The organism is Morganella morganii, assembly GCF_019242955.1.
GTDB classification, from domain to species: Bacteria; Pseudomonadota; Gammaproteobacteria; order Enterobacterales; family Enterobacteriaceae; genus Morganella; species Morganella sibonii.
In genome coordinates this window covers 1,034,427-1,056,787 of the sequence record NZ_CP066129.1, presented here as the reverse complement: position 1 = coordinate 1,056,787, position 22,361 = coordinate 1,034,427, and the positions used below count along the sequence as shown (strand labels likewise).

18 protein-coding genes are annotated in these 22,361 nt (G+C 50.6%); 16 read left to right on the top strand and 2 right to left on the bottom strand.

Translation table 11 applies throughout. From position 1 onward, the window contains the following. The first annotated feature begins 199 nt into the window (after positions 1 to 199). Positions 200 to 3,781, top strand: a complete 3,582-nt coding sequence (locus JC793_RS04715; protein ID WP_218427650.1) for an autotransporter outer membrane beta-barrel domain-containing protein — start codon at positions 200 to 202, stop codon at positions 3,779 to 3,781. Between the two features lie 151 nt (positions 3,782 to 3,932). Here JC793_RS04715 and JC793_RS04710 read toward each other — a convergent pair whose 3' ends face one another. Together JC793_RS04710 and JC793_RS04705 are read right to left on the bottom strand one after the other, a co-directional pair. Continuing rightward, entirely contained in the window at positions 3,933 to 4,166 is a 234-nt protein-coding gene (locus tag JC793_RS04710) for a DNA -binding domain-containing protein (protein ID WP_218427648.1), read from the bottom strand. A 1-nt stretch (position 4,167) separates the two neighbouring features. Further along, the gene (locus JC793_RS04705; RefSeq protein ID WP_218427646.1) at positions 4,168 to 4,644 is read right to left on the bottom strand and encodes a transcriptional regulator domain-containing protein; all 477 of its coding nucleotides are present in this window, start codon (positions 4,642 to 4,644) and stop codon (positions 4,168 to 4,170) included. Between the two features lie 429 nt (positions 4,645 to 5,073). Here JC793_RS04705 and JC793_RS04700 point away from each other — a divergent pair, with 429 nt between their 5' ends. The 15 genes from JC793_RS04700 to icmH all read left to right on the top strand — a co-directional run bounded on the left by JC793_RS04700 (position 5,074) and on the right by icmH (position 22,349). After that, complete coding sequence (locus tag JC793_RS04700) at positions 5,074 to 6,057, top strand: type VI secretion system protein TssA (RefSeq protein WP_166707197.1); 984 nt, start codon at positions 5,074 to 5,076, stop codon at positions 6,055 to 6,057. Positions 6,058 to 6,087: 30 nt separating this feature from the next. Continuing rightward, positions 6,088 to 6,645 (top strand): type VI secretion system contractile sheath small subunit, encoded by a 558-nt coding sequence (gene tssB, locus JC793_RS04695; RefSeq protein ID WP_107680398.1) that lies wholly within the window; start codon positions 6,088 to 6,090, stop codon positions 6,643 to 6,645. Further along, positions 6,642 to 8,156, top strand: coding sequence for a type VI secretion system contractile sheath large subunit (gene tssC / locus JC793_RS04690; RefSeq protein WP_166707196.1), 1,515 nt, complete (start codon positions 6,642 to 6,644; stop codon positions 8,154 to 8,156). Before tssB ends, tssC begins: the two co-directional genes overlap by 4 nt. Positions 8,157 to 8,288: 132 nt before the next feature. Then, positions 8,289 to 8,807 carry an Hcp family type VI secretion system effector gene (locus JC793_RS04685; protein ID WP_046893641.1) on the top strand — a complete coding sequence of 173 codons (519 nt, stop codon included), beginning with the start codon at positions 8,289 to 8,291 and terminating at the stop codon, positions 8,805 to 8,807. A 101-nt stretch (positions 8,808 to 8,908) separates the two neighbouring features. After that, complete coding sequence (locus JC793_RS04680) at positions 8,909 to 9,352, top strand: type VI secretion system baseplate subunit TssE (RefSeq protein ID WP_046893640.1); 444 nt, start codon at positions 8,909 to 8,911, stop codon at positions 9,350 to 9,352. Positions 9,353 to 9,386: 34 nt separating this feature from the next. After that, complete coding sequence (tssF, locus tag JC793_RS04675) at positions 9,387 to 11,234, top strand: type VI secretion system baseplate subunit TssF (RefSeq protein WP_218427644.1); 1,848 nt, start codon at positions 9,387 to 9,389, stop codon at positions 11,232 to 11,234. Beyond that, a complete protein-coding gene (gene tssG / locus JC793_RS04670) occupies positions 11,224 to 12,198 on the top strand; it encodes a type VI secretion system baseplate subunit TssG (protein WP_052926273.1) in 975 nt (324 codons plus the stop codon). Before tssF ends, tssG begins: the two co-directional genes overlap by 11 nt. Positions 12,199 to 12,235: 37 nt before the next feature. Beyond that, complete coding sequence (gene vgrG, locus JC793_RS04665) at positions 12,236 to 14,581, top strand: type VI secretion system tip protein VgrG (protein ID WP_166707195.1); 2,346 nt, start codon at positions 12,236 to 12,238, stop codon at positions 14,579 to 14,581. Between the two features lie 8 nt (positions 14,582 to 14,589). Then, positions 14,590 to 16,794: a DUF2169 family type VI secretion system accessory protein gene (locus JC793_RS04660; protein WP_218427642.1), complete on the top strand. Its 2,205-nt coding sequence runs from the start codon at positions 14,590 to 14,592 to the stop codon at positions 16,792 to 16,794. Positions 16,795 to 16,806: 12 nt separating this feature from the next. Further along, complete coding sequence (locus tag JC793_RS04655) at positions 16,807 to 17,910, top strand: pentapeptide repeat-containing protein (protein WP_218427640.1); 1,104 nt, start codon at positions 16,807 to 16,809, stop codon at positions 17,908 to 17,910. Beyond that, complete coding sequence (locus JC793_RS04650) at positions 17,903 to 18,496, top strand: DUF3540 domain-containing protein (RefSeq protein WP_218427639.1); 594 nt, start codon at positions 17,903 to 17,905, stop codon at positions 18,494 to 18,496. The genes JC793_RS04655 and JC793_RS04650 overlap by 8 nt, the downstream gene beginning before the upstream one ends. A 4-nt stretch (positions 18,497 to 18,500) precedes the next feature. Beyond that, positions 18,501 to 18,863 carry a PAAR-like domain-containing protein gene (locus JC793_RS04645; protein WP_046893634.1) on the top strand — a complete coding sequence of 121 codons (363 nt, stop codon included), beginning with the start codon at positions 18,501 to 18,503 and terminating at the stop codon, positions 18,861 to 18,863. Further along, complete coding sequence (tssJ, locus tag JC793_RS04640; RefSeq protein WP_218427637.1) at positions 18,856 to 19,269, top strand: type VI secretion system lipoprotein TssJ; 414 nt, start codon at positions 18,856 to 18,858, stop codon at positions 19,267 to 19,269. Before JC793_RS04645 ends, tssJ begins: the two co-directional genes overlap by 8 nt. Positions 19,270 to 19,398: 129 nt before the next feature. Further along, positions 19,399 to 20,754 carry a type VI secretion system baseplate subunit TssK gene (gene tssK / locus JC793_RS04635; RefSeq protein ID WP_107680407.1) on the top strand — a complete coding sequence of 452 codons (1,356 nt, stop codon included), beginning with the start codon at positions 19,399 to 19,401 and terminating at the stop codon, positions 20,752 to 20,754. Beyond that, entirely contained in the window at positions 20,751 to 22,349 is a 1,599-nt protein-coding gene (icmH, locus tag JC793_RS04630) for a type IVB secretion system protein IcmH/DotU (RefSeq protein WP_218427635.1), read from the top strand. Before tssK ends, icmH begins: the two co-directional genes overlap by 4 nt. Positions 22,350 to 22,361 lie beyond the last annotated feature (12 nt).

Sequence of the window (22,361 nt, the reverse complement as noted above, 5' to 3'; positions counted from 1 at the left end):
AATAAAAAATCCGGAATGAAAATAATATGTCTACGTGCAAACACCTATATTAAAAATAAAATAATAACGTATTCACAATGTTAGATGACAGCAATAAGAATCCACTTATTTCCTTCGTAGTAAAAACCCCGTAATTGCCTGATAATTATAACCATCATCCTTTTTCATTTTACCTATATTCCGAACACAGGCTACTATTATGACATTCAAACTTTCACAAATTACCGTATTGGTAGTTAGTGCGCTTTCCGTATCTGCGGGAATGGCGGCTACTATCGATAAAACAGTTCAAGTAAACAATAACACCCCCGGTCCGGTTATCACCGGCGATAAGTATTCTAACGATACCATCAAATATACGGGCAGCATCAATAATAGTCCAAACACTATTACATTTGTTGGTCGGGAATCGGCAACAGAAAGCAATCAGTATTATTCCTATGGCAAGGATCATAACGATGCTCCCATAGCTATCGGCGTCCACTATGATTACAAATATTTTTATTCACCTGTAGAAGTCGATACCCTGGCGATTACCGATTCCAGTGTCCGCATCAATGGCAAGGCAAACAATTTAACTGTTGGCGGTGACTCTGTTGTCACTATCACCGGCAGTGATGCTTACTCAAATTATCGTGGCGCCAGCTATGAGAAGCCATCTGAATTTACCTCATCATTGACACCTCACCGTAACGACTATAACAACACTCGTCATGATGAAGTCACTATCACCACCGGAAACGGTACTTACAGTGATTCAGCCAAACAATATTTAGATGGCGAACACATCGGTGATATCAAAAAATCAGACAACAGTGATGCAACATTAGCCATCAAAGGCACCAACGTTACTGATGATCGCTTAGAGGCTGATAAAGGCGAATACCTGGTTGCCACCGGTGATACCTTTAACGGCAAAGCTCAGCAGCATGTCGGTGAGCGTTCACTGTCACAAGGCGCAACATTTAACGGCCAGAGCTCACAATATCTCAAAGGTAAAGCCGGTAAAAAAGCAGTATCCCTTGATGCGACCTTCACCGGTGATAAAGCAACCGGCCAGCGGGCAGGACAAACAGTAGATGATAATGGTCTGGCAATCGATTCAAAATTTGACTATGCCGACCAGACTATCAATACCGGTGGTGTCGCCAAAGGTAACACCATCAAAGATGGTGATCAGGTTGTCAAAGGCACAGCAGAAAAAAACAGTATCACTAATGGTAATCAGACCATTGGTGCCGGCGGCAATGCCACCACAAACAGTATTGATAACACCACTGGTACTCACGGTCTTCAGTTAGTCAGTGGTACAGCAACTGACAATACCCTGAAAAACGCCGGTCAGGTCATTGAAAAAGAGGGTTCCGCAAAAAATAACGTTATCGATAATGCCGGTGCTGATCACGGCATCCAGGTAGTACGCGGTAAAGCGATTGATAATACGCTGACCAACACCGATCAGCGTGTTGAGAAAGACGGCCGGGCCTCCGTTAAAAACGATATCACTGACGGCAGCCAGCTTGTGGACGGTTTTGCTGAAAACAATACCATCACTAATAAAGCCGGTAATCGCGGTAAGCAGGTTATTAACGGCACAGCCAATAACAATACGCTGACCGAAACGGATCAACTTGTCGGTAAAAACGGTATTGCCGGGGTTAAAAACAGCATCACCAACGGCAGCCAGGTTGTGGAGGGTTTTGCCGAAAACAATACCATCACTAACAAAGACGGTAATCGCGGTAAGCAGGTTATTAACGGCACAGCCAATAACAATACTCTGACCGAAACGGATCAATTTGTCGGTAAAAACGGTATTGCCGGCATTAAAAACAACATCACCAACGGCAGCCAGATTGTGGAAGGCTTTGCTGAATACAATACCATCACCAATCAGGCAGATAAACGTGGTGAGCAGGTTATCAGCGGTACTGCTGATAATAACAAACTGACTAATACCAATCAGACAGTTAAAAAAGGCGGCCTGGCCGGAGTTAAAAATGACATCACTGATGGTAATCAGTATGTCGGCGGTACTGCCGTTAATAACACCATCAACAATACTGATGCCAAAAAACCGGGCGAACAGATTGTCAGTGGTACAGCAACCACTAACGAGCTGAACAATGTCAGTCAGGTGATTAAGAAAGGCGGCCTTGCCACCGATAATACCCTGACCGGCAATTCTCACTTAACCGTTGAAAATGGCGGTGAAGCGAAAAATAATACCCTCAACGGCGACATCAATATGATTGTTGAGGCGAACGGTAAAGCCACCGGTAAAACTATCTTTAACGGTAAAAACCATCTGGATCTGTATGCTGCCACCACTAATGGTGCGTACGCGGAAGATCTTGCTCTTAGCCAGACCAAAGGCAAAAGCACGGTCACTGTTTATGAAGGTACTCAGGAGCACGATGCCGTCACTATCGGTACCTTAAACGGTAAAGCGGCGGTGAATTTTGACCACCGGACCAACCCGGCAGGTCATACTCAGATGAATATCAATAATCTGGGTAACAATGATCCGGCTCAGTATGATAACACCACGTTAGATTTCACCCTGAACAGTAATATCCTCAATGGTAATTCTGATTTTATCAATACGGACAATGCGTATGGTCAGCACTATGTCACCATCATTGAGCGGGATACCGGTAAAGAAGCGGTTCTGAACCGTCCTCAGTCCGCCGATTTTGCCTATGTGAAAAACGTGGCCGGTGACAGCAATGCTGTCTTTGGCATGAAAGATGCTGACGGGAAAATTCTGGATCTGATGGATGCCGGTACTTATATCCACAATATTCAGACCCGTACCGGTGCCGGTAATGACACCACATGGTCATTCACTGCGACAAATCGCCTGACACCAAGCGCCCGTGCGGTACTTGCACTGTCCTCCGCACCGCAGCTGATGTACAACAACGAAGTTGATCATCTGCGCGCCCGTCTGCACATGCTGCGTAACAGTGACAGTGTTGAGAACGGCCTCTGGATGCAGGGTATCGGCAATAATACCAAAGTGGATAAAGATCAGGTTCAGTACAAACTGAAACACGCCGGTCTGGAGCTGGGCGCGGATTATCAGTTGGCGTTAAACAGTGACAGTAAACTGGTTCTGGGCGGATTCACCGGGTTTGATAAAGGTGATGTCAAAAATGAATGGGCCGGTACCAGCGATATCGACAGCTACACCTTCGGTGCCTATGCCACTTACCTGAATACCAATGGCTGGTATGCCGATGCATTACTGAAATATAACCATTTTGATAATAAACTGAAGACAACGTCCACCAACGGTTATGATGTCAGCAGCGATAATTATTCCACCTCTGTCTGGGGGATGGCACTGGAAACCGGTTATTCCTTTACCTTCAGTAACCAGACTTTTATTACTCCGTACGGTCAGTTAGCCTACAACCAGATGGGTAGTAAAAACATCACACTGAGCAATGAAATGGAAGCTGAAATCAAAAATCAGCGTTCATTCACCAGTGAACTGGGTGTGAATGCCGGTAAAGATTTCAGCTTCAATAATGGCCTGATGTTCTCCCCGTACGTAAAAGCAGCGTGGAATCATCAGTATGAGAACGGAAATGAAGTTGAGTTTAACCGTTACAACACCATTAACAGCGATCTATCCGGCAGCACCGGTAAATTCGGTGCCGGTTTCAATGCCCGCTATAACAACATGAATATTTTCATGGAATTACAGCATATTGCCGGTGATGCGGTTTACTCGCCAATCAACGGACAGATCGGTATCCGCTATAACTTCTGATGCATTGTCAGAACCTGAAAAAAGCTGCCTTATGGCAGCTTTTTTCATCTGGTTAATGATACATTTACAGTAAATAATAAATGCCCTGAAAAATATATTACCCTCAGAAATAATATATCATTCACTTTACAGATAATGCAGGAAGAAAAAATCAAATATAATCAAGATAGCCTTGCTGAATAATATCGTTTAATTTCTTTATACGATAACGAATATTTGAACGTAACCAACTGTCCTGTGTCCATTCATTATCAACCGTTTCCTGGCCAAACAAATGCGATGCAATTTCCCGCTGAGAATAACCTTTGTTCAGGCTATCCATAATTCTTAGTAATAACTTATTATCCTCAGAGAGCGATGAACATTTAGATTTATTATCAAGCACCTCATTGATAATGTCTACATTCTTTTTTTTTACTGTTCAACTCTAGTGATATATATATATATCTATTGAATATATCCTCAGTATCACTTCCGGGATTAACAAAAAACTGGAAGTAACCATGATTATTGAAGACCTTAATACAGTATATTCCATTATTTAAAATGATGGTTCTGTAATCGATATTCTCTTTTTTTAAGATATTTTCTATTGATAAATTACCCTCATGACTCAGCAATACCCTGAATGAGCGTCTGCTGAGCCCTTCTGCCCAGAAAACATCATCTGCTGCACACTCAGGGTCTACATACCTTAATAAACCCCATTTTGTTTCCGCATTCATATCTGCGGCGGTTTGTCTTTGAGGGCCGTCGTGGTGATGTATCCCGGATGTATTACAGTGTAATTCCCAGTCTTCAGTATACTCAGGAATTCTGCGCAGAAACTCCCATGCAATGTCGATACTTCCTTTGATACTCATAACAATACCTCTGCTGACCTGATACTATCTGAATATAAAGATGATTGTATTTTTTTAACTAAATTGTTAAAAACAAAATTAATATATGTAGCTATATCAATCAACCAGAAACAACAATATTCTATTTTTATGTTAAAATCATGCCGAAGTATAAGAACATGAAATGACAATTAGCATCACAACACTGAATAAACTTATGAAAAAGATGGATTATCAATGATATTGCCATGTTTTTATTTATACTTACACTCCCTTATTTTAAGACAAATCCTTGTATTTCACACTTCTGTAAAACTCAATAACATTAAGATTTGTCCTCGTAAATCATACAAGGTGATAATTATAATTTTAAATTTATCCCTTTTTCAAAAACAGACTCCGATATTAGGATAAAATAAAACAGGGCGTTAATAGCTTCGGGGTGTGATAATGAATATAAATGATCACGATATTTACGGTGTGGAATTCGACCCGCTTTTCAGTGAGATTGAAGCTATTCTTACTCAGTCTGAAGAGTCAGCAAATCCGTTGTCAGGAGAAGATGAACTTCCGCAAATTAACTGGATTACTATTTCAGAAAAAACCAGTGAGTTATTGTATCAGTATAAAGATCTGCGTGTCCTGCTGTGGTCATTACGGGCAAATCTGTATATTGACGGAATTTCATCATTATTCAGCGGAATAAAAAATCTGAGTGAACTGGTTGAAAATAACAGTGAATCATTATATCCGAAATCAGAGGATGGCAATATCCGCAGCGGTCATGCTGCGGCGCTGGGATGGTTATCTGCATCACAATGTATTTCAGAACTGAAGCAGACAAAAATCACCACTGACCATCATTATACCCTGAATGATATCGCCTCCATCGACAGCGGTGAAATACGGGATAATTATGCCACATCGCTGAGTGCATTATTAACATCTCTGACAAACAGTGATGAGATTAATATCAGTAATATTTCCGGGCATTTTTCCTCGGTTATACAGTCGCTTGATAAAATTGAAGAGTATGCCAACCAATATACTGACGGTTATATTCTCGATTGCAGCGTACTGAAACAATTCCTGACGCGCTGTATCAGTACCCTTAATCATCTGACCGCGTTCTCTGATGCAGATAATCATGAAGAACCGCAGGCGTTACTCCCTGACGGCAATCATCCGGATACCCCGGTAACCGCATCACCAGGCGGGCCGGTCAGAATTACGGATATTACATTACGTTCCCGTCAGGAAGTCTTAATTATGCTGGACTGCATACTTGATTATTTTCAGCGTTATGAACCCAGCCACCCGGTTCCGATATTTATCCAGCGATCCAAACAAATGATTGGAATGGATTTCGCCTCAATCGTTGAAAAACTCCTTCCGGAGTCAGTCAGCACATTACAACAATTTACCGGAAAGTAATATTTCCATTATTGCAATGAGGATTGTGAGATGGCCAAAGATATCAGCTCTCAGAAATTTATCGGCAGAAATAATGCACCGCGTGTGCAGATTGAGTATGACGTCGAAATTTACGGTTCGCAAAAGAAAGTTGAACTTCCGTTTGTTACCGGCGTTATGACTGATTTATCAGGACATCGCGCCGCTCCGCTGCCATCGGTGGAAGAACGTCAGTTCCTCACCTTTGACCAGGATAATTTTGACTCCAGGATGCGGGCAATTCGTCCCCGCCTTGCCTTCTATGTCGAAAATATGCTCGGCGACAATCCTGAAGAGCTGATGGATATTGAGCTGGAATTTGAATCGATGGAAGACTTCGAGCCGGGTGCGATTGCTGCCCGGGTCCCGCAGATGCAGAAACTGCTGGAAGCACGGGCACATCTGACGGATCTGATCACCTATATGGACGGTAAATCCAGTGCCGAAGATGTAATCCGGCAATTACTGGAACAGCCCGACTTCTTAATCCGCCTGGCAAATGATGCGAAAGGCACCGTCGCTTCTGCCGAAGCCGATATTACTGATGTGAACGGGGAGAATGACGAATGAGTGAGCAATTAGCCCGGAGTACGGGCGCAACAGAACAGTCGGTACTGACTGCCTCCGGTGAACAGAGTGAATTAGATATTCTGTTACAGCGTTCATTCAGACCCAGCACCACAGAAGCGTCTGTCGCCGTCCGCAGTGCCATCAACACCCTGGCGGAATACGCCAATTTCGGCAAAGTAAAAGTCAGCCGGGATGTGGTGCTGACCATTGAATCCATGGTCGCGGAGATTGATGATAAATTATCTGCGCAAATGAACCGGATACTTCACAACAAAGAGTATCAGAAACTGGAATCCTCCTGGCGCGGACTCAGCTATCTTGTTGATAATACGGATGTCAGTGAAACACTGAAGATCCGTGTATTAAATATCAGCAAAGATGAGCTGTCCAAAACGCTCCGCCGCTACCGGGGTTCCGCCTGGGATCAGAGCCCGATCTTTAAAGCGGTATATGAACAGGAATACGGCCAGTTTGGTGGTGAGCCGTTCGGCTGCATGATCGGCGACTTTGAATTTGATCACAGCAACAAAAGCGTCTCTCTGCTGACAGAAATTTCCAAAATTGCCGCCGCAGCGCACTGCCCGTTTATTACCTCCGCCGCACCATCCATCATGCAGATGAATAACTGGCAGGAGCTGGGGAACCCGCGCGATATCGGCAAGATTTTTACCACGCCGGAATATGCGACATGGCGGCGTCTGCGTGACAGCAATGACTCCCGTTATCTGGTGATGACGATGCCGCGTTTTCTCTCCCGCCTGCCGTATGGTGAGAAAACCAATCCGATTGAGGATTTCGCCTTCGAGGAAGTCGTGAATCCGTATGATGTCAATGACTTCAGCTGGACCAACGCGGCCTATGCCATGGGGGTGAATATCAACCGTGCCTTTGCTGAGTACGGCTGGTGCTCACGTATCCGCGGGATTGAATCGGGTGGTTCGGTGGAAGAATTACCGGCTTATGCATTCCCGTCAGACGAAGGCGGTTATGAACTGACCTGTCCGACGGAAATTGCCATTTCCGATCGCCGGGAAAATGAATTATCCAATGCCGGATTTTTACCGCTGGTTTACCGCAAACATTCTGACTTTGCTGCCTTTATCGGTTCCTGCACACTGCACAAACCGGTGATTTACGAAGATCCGGATGCCACTGCGAATGCGAAATTATCCGCCCGTCTGCCTTATATTTTTGCCACCTGCCGGTTTGCACATTACCTCAAATGTATTGTGCGCGACAAAATCGGTTCTTTCCGCTCACGGGATGATATGCAGATCTGGCTGAATGACTGGCTGATGAAATATGTTGACGGCGATCCGACTATTTCCACGGAAGCCACAAAAGCAAAACGTCCGTTAGCCGCTGCCGAAGTGCATGTGGAAGATGTTGAAGATGACCCGGGTTTTTATAAAGCACATTTTTATTTACGCCCGCATTATCAGCTGGAAGGAATGACCGTGTCATTGCGCCTGGTTTCTAAATTACCTTCCAGTAAAGAAAATAATAAATAAAAGATTTATTGCTGAGCATGAATACGTATTTTTACCATCAGGAGATACATTCTCAGGGACGAGAAAATGATATCTATATTTCATATCAGAAATATATTTAATTGTCGTAATATCAATTCAGGAGTGAATTAAATGACAGCATTAGTCGATTATTTTTTAAAAATTGAAGGTGTTGAGGGTGAATCTCCGGATCAGCAATATGGCGGCTGGATCCAGCTTCAGGCCTGGCAATGGTCCGAAGAAAACGCCGGCCGCTGGGGTTTCGGCAGTGGCGGCGGTTCCGGTAAAGTGGAAATGAAAGACTTTGAATTCCGCATGGTCAGTAACAAAGCATCACCAAAACTGTTTCTGATGTGTGCGACCGGGGAACATATTCCGCAGGCAAAACTGGTATGCCGTAAATCCGGCAACGGTCAGCAGGATTTTATGACTGTTACCTTCAGTAATTGTCTGGTTTCAACCTTTAAAACGGTCGGTAATATGCCTCTTGACCCGCAGACTAAAGTGGATACAGATACCGTACTGCCGACAGATGTTATCAGTCTGAACTTTGCCCGCATTGAAGTGGAATATAAAGAGCAGAAAAATGATGGTTCCATGGGTGCCATTATTAAAGCAGGTTATGACCTGAAGGCAAACGCCCGTATTTAACCGGCTGTAATACAGGAAAACTATGTCGCGATTATTATTTATCTGTAAGACGGATAAATAATGTATTGCGGTATGGTTTTCCCTTTACGGAAAAATAAAACATGAAATCATCCGCTCCGATGTTATTTGATAAATTAAGTCTGAACAGACGAAGAATACATTTACCGCAGTGGCGTGATGTTTTATTACGCGATATTGAATTGTTATTAAATGATGCCGCACACAGCGCCTCATTAGCATTAGATAAAAAAACATACTGTATTAATTCAGTGATTAATTACGGGCTGCCGACACTCAGTGCAAAAGTCCCGGTAAATACAGACCCGATTGTGCTGGCAAAAAAGATACAGCAAATCATTGCAACATTTGAACCGAGACTGGACCCGCGCTCAATCCGGGTCACACCGTTTGTGAATAAGAATGAAACCTGGACCCTGGCACTGCTTTTCGACATTTATGCCAAAACCAATTTGCCGGGTGAAGATCTTACCGTGAATTTACGTATCGCGCTGGATTATTCATACGGCAGTGTCCGCGTCATCTGATCCGGCACACTGACTTTAACGACAGGATACCCTTATGCTGAGTGACCGTTTTCTGACATTGTACAACGAGGAATTGCGTTTCCTGCGGGAGGAAGGGCTGCTGTTCGCCAAAGCCAATCCCCAGGTGGCGCAGCATCTCGGCATGATGCCGGACGGCGTTCTCGATCCTTTCGTTGAACGCCTGCTGGAAGGTACCGCTTTTCTCAGCGCGCGTGTGCATGAGCGGCTCAATAATGAACAGCCGGAAGTGGCTATTCAGATGATAAACCGCCTCGCGCCTTACTGGTTTACCCCGCTGCCCTCCATCGCCACTGTCGCGGTGGAACCGGATCTGACGTCCCCGCAGTGGCATTCGGATGTCACACTGCCGCGGGGCAGTAAACTGACGCTTCACGATACCGCTCCCGGCCACCGAAATGCGACCTTTACCACCGGCCGTGATCTGAATATTCAGCCGCTGGTGATTGCACATGCCGAATGTGCCACCACCCCGTCAGCACAACTTCCGCAGTCCGTGCTGCAATGCATGCAGGATGGCAGAGCACATATCTCCCTGACCATGAACACACAGGGGGTAGTGTCATTATCTGAACTGAATTTTTCGCCGATGACACTGACATTTGCAGGCGATATCGTGCATGCCAACCAACTGCTGACCGCTATTCAGAGTGATACGCTGAGAGTGATCCTGTGGTGCAGACAGGATAATAACGCACCGCAGATGCATCTGCTGGAGCCGGGAAATATCCGCCAGGCCGGGTTACAGGCGGAAGATGCTCTGTTACCGGCGGTCAGCGGGGAATTGCCGGGCAGCCGCCTGCTGCGGGAATACTTTGCCGCCCCGTCCCGCTTTTTCAGTATTGAACTGCACGGCCTGATGCCGTTTTTACAGGCGGGCGACAAATGCACGGAATTCAATATGATTTTTGTGCTGAATAAAACGCCGGTTAAGTTAACCGGTAATGTCAGCAAGGATGATTTCCGTCTGTTTTCCACCCCGGTGATTAATTTATCGCGCCGCCGGTGCAGCCCGGTGCTGGTCAACGGCGAGCATACCGAATATCCGGTTATTGTCGATAAACTCAACCCCGGTCTGTATGAAATCCATCATCTGTTACAGGTGGACGGCCTGCTGGCGGATAAAGGCTATGTGCCCTTCTCCCCGCTGCACGGCTATGCCCGCTTTGACGAGCCGCCGGTTTCCGCCGGTTACAGCCTGCGCCGTGTCCGCCGTGTGACAGAAGACAAATATGACAGTGCACCGGCCATGCCGAAAGACAGCCTGTTTATCTCGCTCTCCGCCGGTCCCGATAATTTTTCGCCGGACAGTGTCCGTTCCCTGAGCATTGAAGCACTGGTATGTGATCGTCATCTTGATCCTTCCCGTCTGCAGCAGCCGGTCTTCCGTCCGGACACCGCGCTGCCGGTAGGTCCGGTCGAAATCCTGCGCACACCGTCCCGCCCGCAGGGCGTACCGTGCAGCACACAGGCGTGGAAAGTGCTCCAGTTACTCTCTGTCAACCCGCTGCGCTACGCCCTGCCGGATTTTCAGGATAACAGCCAGCTGCTCAGAGAATGGCTTTCCCTGTTCTGTCCGCCGGATGACAGCCGTCAGCAGCGCCGGATCGACAGTCTGCGGCACGCCGTTATTGCACACCGCTTTGAATGTAACCCGCTGCCCGGCCCGCTGGCCTGGAGCCGGGGCGCTGAAATCACAATCGATTTGCGGGGTAATCATCACAGTGACCGCGGTGCATGGCTGTTTGCCCGCATTCTTCATCATGCTCTCGCGGAGTATTGCGAACTGGGGCAGACGCTGAGGATGCAGCTGAATGTTGATAGTGAACCACTTGCACAATGGGAGCCGATTGATGGCAGATAAAACACCGCTCCGTATCAACGGGCTCAGTGCCAGACAGGATTTCGCCGAAGTATTGCGCCGCATTGAGCGGGTCAGCCCGGATCTCGCGGCAAACGGCGTGGTGCGCGGAAGCAGCCCCGCCCGACTGCGGATAATCCAGACCGCCGATACCGGATTTGCCCCGCGTGAGGTAGCCGATATCCGCCAGTCTGCCAATCCGGTCACCAATGCCGCGGAAATTACTGTCTGGTGCCGCCATTTCGGGATGTTCGCCCCTTACGGTCCGCTGCCGATTCACATTACCGAGCATGCCCGTACCGAATTACTGGCGCGCCGCAGCCATGCTTTTCAGGACTTTTCATCGCTGCTCAGTCAGCGTCTGGCGCTGTTTTCCTACCGGGCACAGACTCAGCTGCATGTCGCGGCCGGACATGACAAAAACAATAAAAATGCATTTCAGCAGCGGATGAACCAGGTGACCGGCATTTCACCGCAGCTCTCTGCCGGTGAGCATGTTCACCGGCTCCGGCAGGCGTTTCCCGGCTGCTATCTGCCCGGGCGCAGTATCCTGAAAAACTTACAGTCACTGCTGACACACTATTTTGCCGTTCCCGTCACTGTTCAGGCCAGGCAGGGTATGTGGATTGATGATCCGCAGAATGCCGCCAGCCAGCGGATGGGACGCCTCGGCAAAACCCGCGCCGGAAAACGTTTTTTTGATGTCGAACACAGCCTGTCTGTACAGATAGGCCCGGTGGGCAGTCAGCAATATCACCTGTTCCAGCGCGGCAGTGAACGTCTGAAAGTGCTGGTGGCGGTCTGCAACGATTTTGTCGCACACCGCCGTGTACTGGATGTGAAGCTGCTGATCCGGACATCCCCTGATATGGCCGGTCACACCGGCAGCGGAAAACTGGGCCGCAGCGGCTGGCTGAAACCGGACGGCACAATCCGGATTCAGTCCCTGTATACAACCGCAGCCTGATGCAATTAACCCGATATGCAATGAAAGGATGAGTGTTATGCCCCTGATTGAAATTGATAATGAAAAGCTCAACGGGATCGATGCTTTCCCGCTCAGCTTTACCGCGCAGGAACATCTTTCGCAGGATCCGGTTTACCGCCTGACGTTTCAGGTCCCGGATCCTGATCTGGATATCGGGGAACTGCTCGGTGAAAAAACTCTTATCTCTGTTGAACAGCCGGATCAGAGCCGCCGCACCTTCACTGCCCGCGTGGTCGCGGGGGGTGATGAGGGGCAGCATCAGGATCAGTATGTTTATCAGCTGGAACTGCGCAGCTGGTTATGGTTTCTGATGCAGAACCGCAACTGCCGTATCTTCCAGCACCGCAACGTACTCACTATTATCGAGGAGATATTTACCCGTTACAGTGTGGCGGATTACCGCATTGAAACGGAGGGAACCTATCCGGATAAAGAGTATTGCGTCCAGTTCGGTGAAAGCGATTTCAGTTTTGTCAGCCGCCTGATGGAAGATGCCGGGCTTTGGTATTACATCGACCACAGTGATAACCGGGATGTCATGGTGATCACCGACCACCAGCAGTTCAAACCGCTGAGTGACGGCTATGATTCTCTGAGCTTCCTGCCGGACAGTGAAGAGCACCGCGCTATCCGTGAAGGTATCCAGCGCATCCGCCGCAACCGCCGTATCCACGCCAGTGAGGTGGTATTGCGTGATTTCGACTTCCTTAAGCCGCGCCACTCCCTCCAGACTCAGGCGGAAGAGAAACGTCCTCATTTACAGGGTATTCCGCTGGAATGGTATGACTATGCCGCCGGTTACGATGACGTGCAGCAGGGCGAAGTGATTGCCCGCAAACGCCTGGAGGCATTCCGCTGTGAAAACCAGATCCTGCAGGGCGAAAGCAATGCCACCGGGCTGAAACCGGGACATACTTTTGAACTGAATCAGCACCCGGATTCAACCCGCAACCGTGGATTTAAAGTGCTCGGCTGTGATTATACGTTTATCCAGGACGGCCCGGACAGCAGCAGCACCGGACGGCGGGTTTCCTGTCGTTTCCGCGCACTGAACGACGATGAGGTTTACCGTCCGCTCTGCCGGACACCCCGCCCGCAAATTCCGGGGATTCAGAGCGCGACAGTGGTCGGTGCACCGGACTCCGAGGTTCATACCGATAAATATGCCCGTATCCGCGTGCATTTCCACTGGGATCGTTACAAAACCACGGAAGAGGACAGCTCCTGCTGGATCCGGGTGATCCAGGCCTGGGCCGGTAAAGGCTGGGGTGTCCTGGCGATGCCCCGTGTCGGCCAGGAAGTGCTGGTAACCTATATTGACGGCGATCTGGACAGACCGATGGTGACCGGGATTGTCTATAACGGCGAAAACCCGCCGCCGTATCAGTTACCGGAGCATATCAACTATTCCGGCCTGGTCTCCCGTTCGCTGCGCCACGGTATGCCGCAACACGCCAGCCAGATCACCTTTGATGACAAACGCTACAATGAGCGGGTGATGATCCATGCCGAGCGTGATATGCAGCACACCGTTGAGCGTAACTCTGCTGCCACCACCGGCCAGGATCGCTATGAAGTGGTAAAACGCACGGCGACAGACTGGTTTAAAAATCATGTCTCCTATAAGGACGTTAATTTCTCATTTACCGGATTTAATTTCAGTGCCACCGGTACCAATATCAGCCTGACCGGTCTGAGTATCAGTATGACCGGCGCCAGCATCGGACTCACCGGTGTCAGCACCTCCTTTACCGGAGTGAGTACTTCCTTTACCGGAATCAGCACGTCGTTTACCGGGCAATCCACATCATTCACCGGCAGCAGTGACTCCTCAACCGGCGTCAGTAATTCCCGGACCGGAAGCAGTACCTCGTTTACCGGTACCAGCAGTTCCATGACCGGCAGCTCACACAGCCTCACCGGCTTCAGCACCAGTATGACCGGCTGTTCCGCCTCCAAAACCGGTCAAAGCTACAGTGCCACCGGCTCAAGCCTTTCCCATACCGGCACCAGTGTCAGTACCACCGGCAGCAGCACCTCAAGCACCGGTGTCAGTGTCAGTACCACCGGCAGCAGTACCAGTGTCACCGGTGTCAGTGTCAGCACCACCGGCAGCAGCACCAGTGTCACCGGAAGCAGTGTAACTGCAGTCGGCTCTTCCGTATCCGCGACAGGAAGCAGTGTCGGAGTGAAAGGCAGTGATGTCTCTGCCACCGGCAGCTCCGTCAGTACCACCGGCAGTGATATTTCAGCAAAAGGCTCCAGTATGTCCGTCACCGGATTTTCTTTCAGCTATACCGGCGCCAGTTACTCCGATACCGGGATTGACCTGAAAACGGTCGGTATGCAGAGCAAAAATTAAAAGGAAGCATGATGCGTATTATTCGTCCTCAGCAACTTGCTGTACTCAGAAACAGCTACCAGATTGGCAGGGAATGCCGGTCCGGTATCAGTGTGATCGCGGGCAGTTATTTATCCGCCCCTGATCACTTTGTCACTGAAGCACAGATTTGGCAGGCATGGAAGTCTGCCCCCCTTTCCTTTCGGATGTTGGACACCGCTGAGCCGAAACCGCATGCCGAATATATCCTTGCCGGTCATGCCGGAACCGGGCAGACACTCACGGCACTGGATGTTGCCGTCCGGGTCGGCTCACTCAGCCGGGCCTGGCGTCTTGAGGGGGAGCCGTTTACCCGGGTTGCGATGGATCACACCGAAGCGCCGGGCGGCAGCGACTGCAAAGAAAACCCGCTGGGCAAAAACGCCCGCAGCGGTACACGCCCGGTGCTGAGAGAGGCCCGCGCCGACGGAGCCGCAGACCCTTATATCAACCTGGCCGCACCTTCACCGGTGCCGCCGGATTTTCATGTCCGCCGCAGACACATTGATGCCGTCGCTCACGTGATGACCGACAAACAGTATATGGAAAGCTGGTTTCCCGGGCTGCCGCCGGCCATTGACTATCGTTATTTTCAGATGGCACCGCCGCAGCAGCAGCTTTCCGCCTCTCAGTGGCCGCGCCATGTACCGTTTGAACTGCACGGCTTCAGGCCGGATAACGCGGTGATTTCCGGTACATTCCCTGCTGTCCGTGCCAGAGCATTTGCGATCGGTAAAGATGCGGCAACCGCAGAAGAGATAATCCTGGAGAAAAAGACCCTGTGGCTGCTGCCGGATGATGACCTTTGTCTGACGATTTTCACCGGCAGTATTCCGCTGCCCCACCTGTTTGCCACCCCGGCTGTCACACTGCTGGCCGCGCTGGACACCGATGGGGCGGAACGACCGCTGACGCATTATCAGGATGTGTATCAGCGCCGCAGCCGGACCGATACCGCCAATTTTGAATTTCTCCGCGACCGGGAACTGATGCCGGAAAACAGTCATTTCAATGTGATCCGCGATATGGCGGAACACCCGGATTCTCTGCGCTACAATGCCCGCCCGCTGACAAAGCAGGATACCGATACGTTTTACCGGGACGTGGAAAAAGCAATCGCACTGCATGAAGAGAATCAGCAACAATACTTCGCCCCGCCGCCGGAGCAGAACGCTGCCGTGCCGGTCAGTGATACGCTGCGCCGGAAAACAGTACAGCCGGCACCGGATTGCGGGGCGGTAACCGAACACCGGGACTTTATCTCACTCTCCTTTGCCAACACAACATTACAGGGAAAAACCTTTAAACACTGCCATTTTAATCAGTGTGATTTCAGTGAATCACAGCTGGCGCAATGCCACTTTGAACACTGCCGGTTTACATCATGTCTGTTTACCGGGGCGGTGATAACAGATTCACAACTGACCGGCGGCCGCTTTCAGCTCAGTAATCTGAGCGGAAGTACATTTACCGGCACACGCTGGGAAAACCTCACGCTGGATGACTGCCTGCTGGAAAAAGGGGTATTCACCCGCTGCACCTGGGCGAAATGTCTGATCAATGACACACAGATCATCCGCAGCGGATTCACAGAGTGTGATATCAGCGGCGTGATGCTGTCCCGGTCCGGACTGACACATTCCGGTTTCCGGCAGAGCACGCTGACATCCCTGATCGCCGATAAAACAGAGGCTGACGGCGTACAGTTTACCGGGTGCAGTCTGACAAAAAGCTCACTGATCGGCGGAAACTGGAAAACATGTACATTTACTGACACCACACTGGAGAGTGTGACATCCGGTCAGTACACCGATTTTTCCGGCAGCAGCTTTACCGGCTGCCATCTGAACAAAACCGGTTTCAACAGTGCCGGATTAAATCACTGCCGCTTTTCCGGATGTGAGCTGATCGAAACCTGCGCCGACGACAGCAACCTGACCGGCGCGGTTTTCAGTCACTGTGATATGGCCGGAATACGCCTGAAAGATGCAGTAATGATCCATGCCTCACTGACCAAAAGCAGTCTTCAGCAGGCCATGCTCTATAACGCCGATCTCCGTGACAGTACTTTCCGGCAGTGTAATTTCGCCGGGGCAAACCTGGCCATGATGAACGGCAATTCCGGCACTCACTTTGATTTATGCCTGATGGACGGCGCACATCTGTTACCGCGCCGCTTCCGGCTCACCGCCTGACAGGAGATCTGAATGAACGAAACCGCAAAACAGATTATGGATTTGCAGGCTGTGAAACTGATCCGCGATAAGCATTTCAGTCAGCTGCAGCTGAAAGATGACACCATGACACATCTGCATTTTACAGACTGCCGCTTTGATCATCTCAGCACGGAGAATGTTCAGGCGCATCAGCTCTGTTTTCTGCGCTGTAAATTCGCTGCCGTGTCACTGAGTAAAAGCCTGTTAAATTCCTGCACTTTTATTGAGTGTGAGATAGACACTATCACACTGACAGAGTGCGGCCTGCTCAGTGTCTCTTTGCAGCAGACCACCATACAGTCACTGAATGCCGGAAAATGCCTCGCGGAACGCTGCATGATTTCCGGCGGTAAGGTCAGTGAGAGTGTCTGGAAAGAGGTTTCCCTGAGTTACTGGTCGGCGAATGACTGTGAGATAAACAACTGGCATACGGAAGGCGGCCTCGTGCAGGACAGCAACTGGTTCGGCTGCACTCTGACACAATTCCGCTGTACCGGAGCGCAGATTACCCGCCTGGTTTCCGGTAACAGCAAACTGACCGATTGTCAGTTTACCGGCAATGAATGCGACATCCTGGTCTGGCAGAACTGCCTGCTGACACGGACTGACCTGCGGAAACTGAATCTCACCTCCGCCGGGTTCGCCAAATCCCGGCTGGAACAGTGCCGCCTCGACGGCAGTAATCTGCACTATGCACAGTTTAATGAAGGATCACTGCACGACTGCACACTGACCGGCACACAACTGACCTGCGCCCAGTTTACTGATACTGAACTGTATCAGTGTGACCTGAGCGGCGCACAACTGATTTCAGCCGTTCTGGTACGGGCCGTGCTCACTCACTGCATTCTGGATGATACGAAATTAACCCGCACCGATATGCGTTTCTGTCAGCTGAAACAAACTCCGCTGCACAGCGCGGCCGTACAGAAAGTACGCCTGCACGGTGCGGAAACCGGTCTGACTGACCGCGGGCAGAAAGCGGATGAACCGCTGCTGACATCCGTTGATTTATGGTACGCCCGGCATCAGCCCGGCCTGAAAGATGACACCGGATCCCCCCGTTTAACCCCAGGAGCCAGCCGTTATGTTTGACACAATACATCATACTGATACACCGGTCTTATCCGGCAGACCGCTTTTTTCCGCCCCGGAAACTCCGGTTATCGCCGCAACACGGCTTATTGCCGGCGAAAACGGAGAGCTGCTGTTGCAGTCACATCCGTATTCCGCCGTGACTACCGCAGCCGGGTGCCTGATCGCCCCGGAGAAAGGCGATCTGGTCTGCGCCATGGTACAGGGAGACTGTGCCTATGTGCTGTCCGTTCTGGAACGGCATGCCGCCACCGCACCGCTGATACTCGGCACGCAGGATACGCCTCTGCATATCCGTGCACCGTCACTGGCGCTGGAAGCATCAGAGAGCATCACAATGAAAACCTCCCGCTTTTCCCTGGTATCACACACCTCAAAGTGGGTCGCACAAACACTGCGGCAGATTGCCGGTTCTCTGTTTATCAGTGCGGAAAATGCCCACAAAAAGGTTGAAAACCTTGATGCCACCGAAGCCGGTCACATTGCCCAGCATGCCGAAAAAAGCATGGTTCTGGACAATGAAATCGGCGCTATCACATCACGTGCCGTCCTTCGTATTGATGGCGGCCAGGTACATATGGGGTGACCACATGACAGCAGCAAACACACGGGCAGGCGGTATCAGTTTCTCCGGATGCGAGCCGATGATCCCGATCCCGGGACCTAATATCGCCCCGAACGCCACAGGTATACCCAATGTCTTCAATTATTTCTGCTGCGGCGGTAACGAGCAGAATCTGATGTCGATACGGGCATCAACCATTTCCACCGGCATTGTTATCGGTGCCACCGGAGCAAACTCAGCGCAGATGATGCCCGTTCAGGGCTCAGGCAAATATTTTATTCAGGGCTGCCCGGCGACCCGGCTGGGCGATACGAGTATGACGAATAACTGCAACGCGCCCGGCACCCAGATTGCGCCGAGCCAGACGAAGTATTTTATCAATGCCTGATTACCGCAGATGGCTGCGCTGCCTGCTGACAGTGCCGGGTATTGCACTTCTCAGCAGTTGCAGTCTGATTTGGCCGGACACGCCGGAACCGCTGCCCGCGGACAGAACCGTCAATCTGCGGATTGATGCGGCGGCCCGGGTTAACACCGACAGAGCAGGTAACACACTGCCTGTCCGGATTTGTGTCTTTGAAATCAGCAGGGATGACTGGCAGCCGCCCGGTCTCTACCGGAACGCCCCCTGCGATGAAGCTGCACCGGACCCGGTCATGATCCGTCAGATGCAGCATATTTTAACCCCCGGTGAATCCCGCCGGTATTCCTTTGCGATCCCGCGGGAAGCAACACGCTGGCTGCTTGTGGCCGCGGAGTTTCAAATCCCGGGAAAAATAAAAATACTGTTCTGATCAATACGGAAGTTAATAAAAATTCAAATGTTGTTGTCGTGGTCAGGGAGCGCAGTCTGACACAGATGAAAGTACCTGTTTCAGATAAGCCCTGACACCACGCTTGAGGACGGAACTGAGGACATAATTATGTTGTTAAAACAGCGTGTTGCCTGGGTTGAAGGAATGCTGATGGAACCTCAGCATTTTCAGCAGCAGGAGCGGTATTTCGAACATTACACGGATATGCGTATCCGCAGCACAGATGCTCTGGCCTGGGGTTTCCGTCAGATACATCTCGACACCGGATTACTCGATCAGGGAAAAATCGCCCTGACCCGTGCCCGCGGCGTTTTTCCTGACGGCACCCCGTTTGATCTCGGCAGTGACAACCCGCTGCCGGTGCCGTTTGATCCGGGACCGGACTGTCAGGGACACATTATTTGTCTCTCTGTCCTGATGGATATGCCGGGGAATACCTTTATCGATCTGTCACAAAGCAAAGGACAGAGCCGCTTCAGTGTGATTAACGCCGATGTCCGTGACCGCAACGCCGGTCTGGCCTCAGAGGGCACACCGCAGATGGCCACACTCCAGCTCGGGGATCTCTGTACCCGGCTGAATATCCGGAGTGCAATCAGCGATGCGGAATCCCTGCTGCCTGTAGCCCGGATCACCGAAAAAACCCGCGACGGCCGCCTGATACTGGATGATAAATTCCTGCCGCCGATGCTGGATTTCCGCGCCTGCGGCTGGCTGAAAAGTGCCGTTACCGAACTGCTCGGTCTGATGGTACAGCGGCTGGAGAGTGTTTACCGTCCGGATGTTCCGCTGACCACCGGCGGGCTGACTGAATTACTGGAACTTTTGCTGTTACAGACACTGAGTGAATACCATCTGCGTCTTGCTCATCTGCTGTCACTGCCTCAGGTTCATCCTGAACGGATGTTTTTCACGCTGCTGGGTCTGCTCGGCCGCCTGAGCATCATTCCGGGCAAAGAGAATACGTCGCTGCACCAGGATTTCCATTATTCACACAATGAGCCGCAGGATGCCTATTTCAGGCTGTTTGCCGCACTGCGCCGTGCCCTGTCACTGGTGATTGAGGCACCGGCCATCGCCCTGCCGTTTATCGAGCGCGGCGACAATATCTATCTGTACCAGAATGATCCGCAGTTACGTCTGGAAAAACTGATCTTTATCGTCAGTGCGGAGTTGCCGGGCGATACCATGAGAAGTCATTTCCCTGCCCAGACAAAACTGGCGCCGGTGGAAAAAATTGTCCAGCTCATCGATTTGCAATTGCCGGGCGTGCGCATCACTCCGATGTCATCACCGCCGCGCCACATCCCGTATTACCCGAACAGTGTTTACTTTGAGGTGGATAATGCGGATCCGATGTACAGAGATATGCTGGCCGGCAGTGCCGCGGCACTGAGTATTGTCGGTGATTTCCCGGGATTACGTTTTGAGGCATGGGGCTTACGCCAGGGGAGAGTAGGATGAATGAATTCGAACGCCAGATCAGGAGTGCCATATCGGCGGCCCGTACAGGAGTGAAACAGGCCGAGCACTCATTAACTAACCCGATATGGCAGGCCAAAAGCACTGCCGCCTCCATCGGCGGCATCATTCCGGCCGGGATGCGGGGGATGGGCAACGCGCAGCCTCAGGATGACGACCAGCCGGAATTCACGGCGGCTAATGAAGATCCGCCGGTATCATCTGTGAACCGGACGCAGGGAAAACATAACCCGCTTCCGCCGATGCGCCCCTCACAGCAGCGGGAGCATCAGCAGAGTTCCCGCACGACCGGACAAAACACGTCACTGTTCGGTCTCTGGCATAACCCGTATGTTTCCGCCGCGATGCCGCTGCTGTTGCAGATTGAGTGGTTCCGTAATGAACCAGAGACCGATTTTGTCTGTGCCCGCCTGCAGATTGTCAGAAAACTGGAGTTTTTCCGCAAAGATCTGCGTAAACAGGGTTTTCCGCCGGAGGAGATCGATCACCTCTCTTATCTTATCTGCACCTATGCAGACGGTCTTTTTACCGACATGGTGAAAGAGGAGATGACGGGGCTGAGTCTGCTGGTGGAATTTCATAAAGATGCCTGGGGCGGTGAGAACTGCTTTGAGCATCTGAAAGAATACATCAGCAATCCGCAGGACAACCGTGATGTGCTTGAGTTCTATTATCTGATCCTGTCCATGGGATTTGAGGGAAAATACCGGATGCTGGAACGCGGAGCGGTATTACTGATGGATCTGCGCAATCACCTCAGCGGCCTGCTCTATTCACAGAATACCACCCTGTTCTTATCCGATGTCAGGGCGGAGAAAGTTAAGCCGCCGAAACGCCGGTTTATCACCGCATTACGTATCCTTATCACCGGGCTTATCCTGGCCGTTATCGCCTACGGTATTTCCGCCTGGTATCTTCATGAGCAGGCACGTCAGATCCGTAATGATATTCTGGCGTGGGTTCCGCCGGAGCCGCGCAAAATTAATATCATGGAAACCCTGCCGAACCCGCTGACACAAATATTAAGCGAGGGCTGGCTGGAAGTCCGTAAAGATCCGCGCGGCTGGCTGCTGATCTTCACCTCTGACGGTGCGTTCCTGACCGGTAAATCCGAACTGACGGAAGATTTCCTCAGCAAACGCAACATCGAACGTCTGGGTGCCGCCCTTGCGCCGTGGCCGGGGGACCTGGAAGTTATCGGTCATACCGATGCCACCCCGTTCCGCAAAACCTCCGCCAATAACAACCTGAAGCTGTCGGAAGCCCGCGCCGTGGTTGTCGCCGATATTCTGCGGACCAATACCATGATTAATCAGACCCATAACCGCGAAATTACCGCGACAGGCCGGGGTGAAAGCGATCCAATCGCCGATAACACCACAGATGAAGGCCGCAAACGTAACCGCCGCGTTGATATCTTATGGAAAATCGGCAAACGCGATGCGGAACAGGCCATGCAGGGCTATCAGGACGGTGATGTTCCGGCGGTGCTGAACAGCACCCCTGCACCGTCGGCAGGTAATTATGATAACAACACTTCAGCGGAACCGCCTGTGCTCCCGGCCTGGATGAAGTAACGGTATACAAGG

What these genes read in the sequence shown, in the direction of transcription:
- JC793_RS04715 (WP_218427650.1), top strand. Translation starts at nt 200, where the DNA reads ATGACATTCAAACTTTCACAAATTACCGTATTGGTAGTTAGTGCGCTT.
- JC793_RS04705 (WP_218427646.1), bottom strand. Translation starts at nt 4,644, where the DNA reads ATGAGTATCAAAGGAAGTATCGACATTGCATGGGAGTTTCTGCGCAGA.
- JC793_RS04700 (WP_166707197.1), top strand. Translation starts at nt 5,074, where the DNA reads ATGAATATAAATGATCACGATATTTACGGTGTGGAATTCGACCCGCTT.
- tssB (WP_107680398.1), top strand. Translation starts at nt 6,088, where the DNA reads ATGGCCAAAGATATCAGCTCTCAGAAATTTATCGGCAGAAATAATGCA.
- tssC (WP_166707196.1), top strand. Translation starts at nt 6,642, where the DNA reads ATGAGTGAGCAATTAGCCCGGAGTACGGGCGCAACAGAACAGTCGGTA.
- JC793_RS04685 (WP_046893641.1), top strand. Translation starts at nt 8,289, where the DNA reads ATGACAGCATTAGTCGATTATTTTTTAAAAATTGAAGGTGTTGAGGGT.
- JC793_RS04680 (WP_046893640.1), top strand. Translation starts at nt 8,909, where the DNA reads ATGAAATCATCCGCTCCGATGTTATTTGATAAATTAAGTCTGAACAGA.
- tssF (WP_218427644.1), top strand. Translation starts at nt 9,387, where the DNA reads ATGCTGAGTGACCGTTTTCTGACATTGTACAACGAGGAATTGCGTTTC.
- tssG (WP_052926273.1), top strand. Translation starts at nt 11,224, where the DNA reads ATGGCAGATAAAACACCGCTCCGTATCAACGGGCTCAGTGCCAGACAG.
- vgrG (WP_166707195.1), top strand. Translation starts at nt 12,236, where the DNA reads ATGCCCCTGATTGAAATTGATAATGAAAAGCTCAACGGGATCGATGCT.
- JC793_RS04660 (WP_218427642.1), top strand. Translation starts at nt 14,590, where the DNA reads ATGATGCGTATTATTCGTCCTCAGCAACTTGCTGTACTCAGAAACAGC.
- JC793_RS04655 (WP_218427640.1), top strand. Translation starts at nt 16,807, where the DNA reads ATGAACGAAACCGCAAAACAGATTATGGATTTGCAGGCTGTGAAACTG.
- JC793_RS04650 (WP_218427639.1), top strand. Translation starts at nt 17,903, where the DNA reads ATGTTTGACACAATACATCATACTGATACACCGGTCTTATCCGGCAGA.
- JC793_RS04645 (WP_046893634.1), top strand. Translation starts at nt 18,501, where the DNA reads ATGACAGCAGCAAACACACGGGCAGGCGGTATCAGTTTCTCCGGATGC.
- tssJ (WP_218427637.1), top strand. Translation starts at nt 18,856, where the DNA reads ATGCCTGATTACCGCAGATGGCTGCGCTGCCTGCTGACAGTGCCGGGT.
- tssK (WP_107680407.1), top strand. Translation starts at nt 19,399, where the DNA reads ATGTTGTTAAAACAGCGTGTTGCCTGGGTTGAAGGAATGCTGATGGAA.
- icmH (WP_218427635.1), top strand. Translation starts at nt 20,751, where the DNA reads ATGAATGAATTCGAACGCCAGATCAGGAGTGCCATATCGGCGGCCCGT.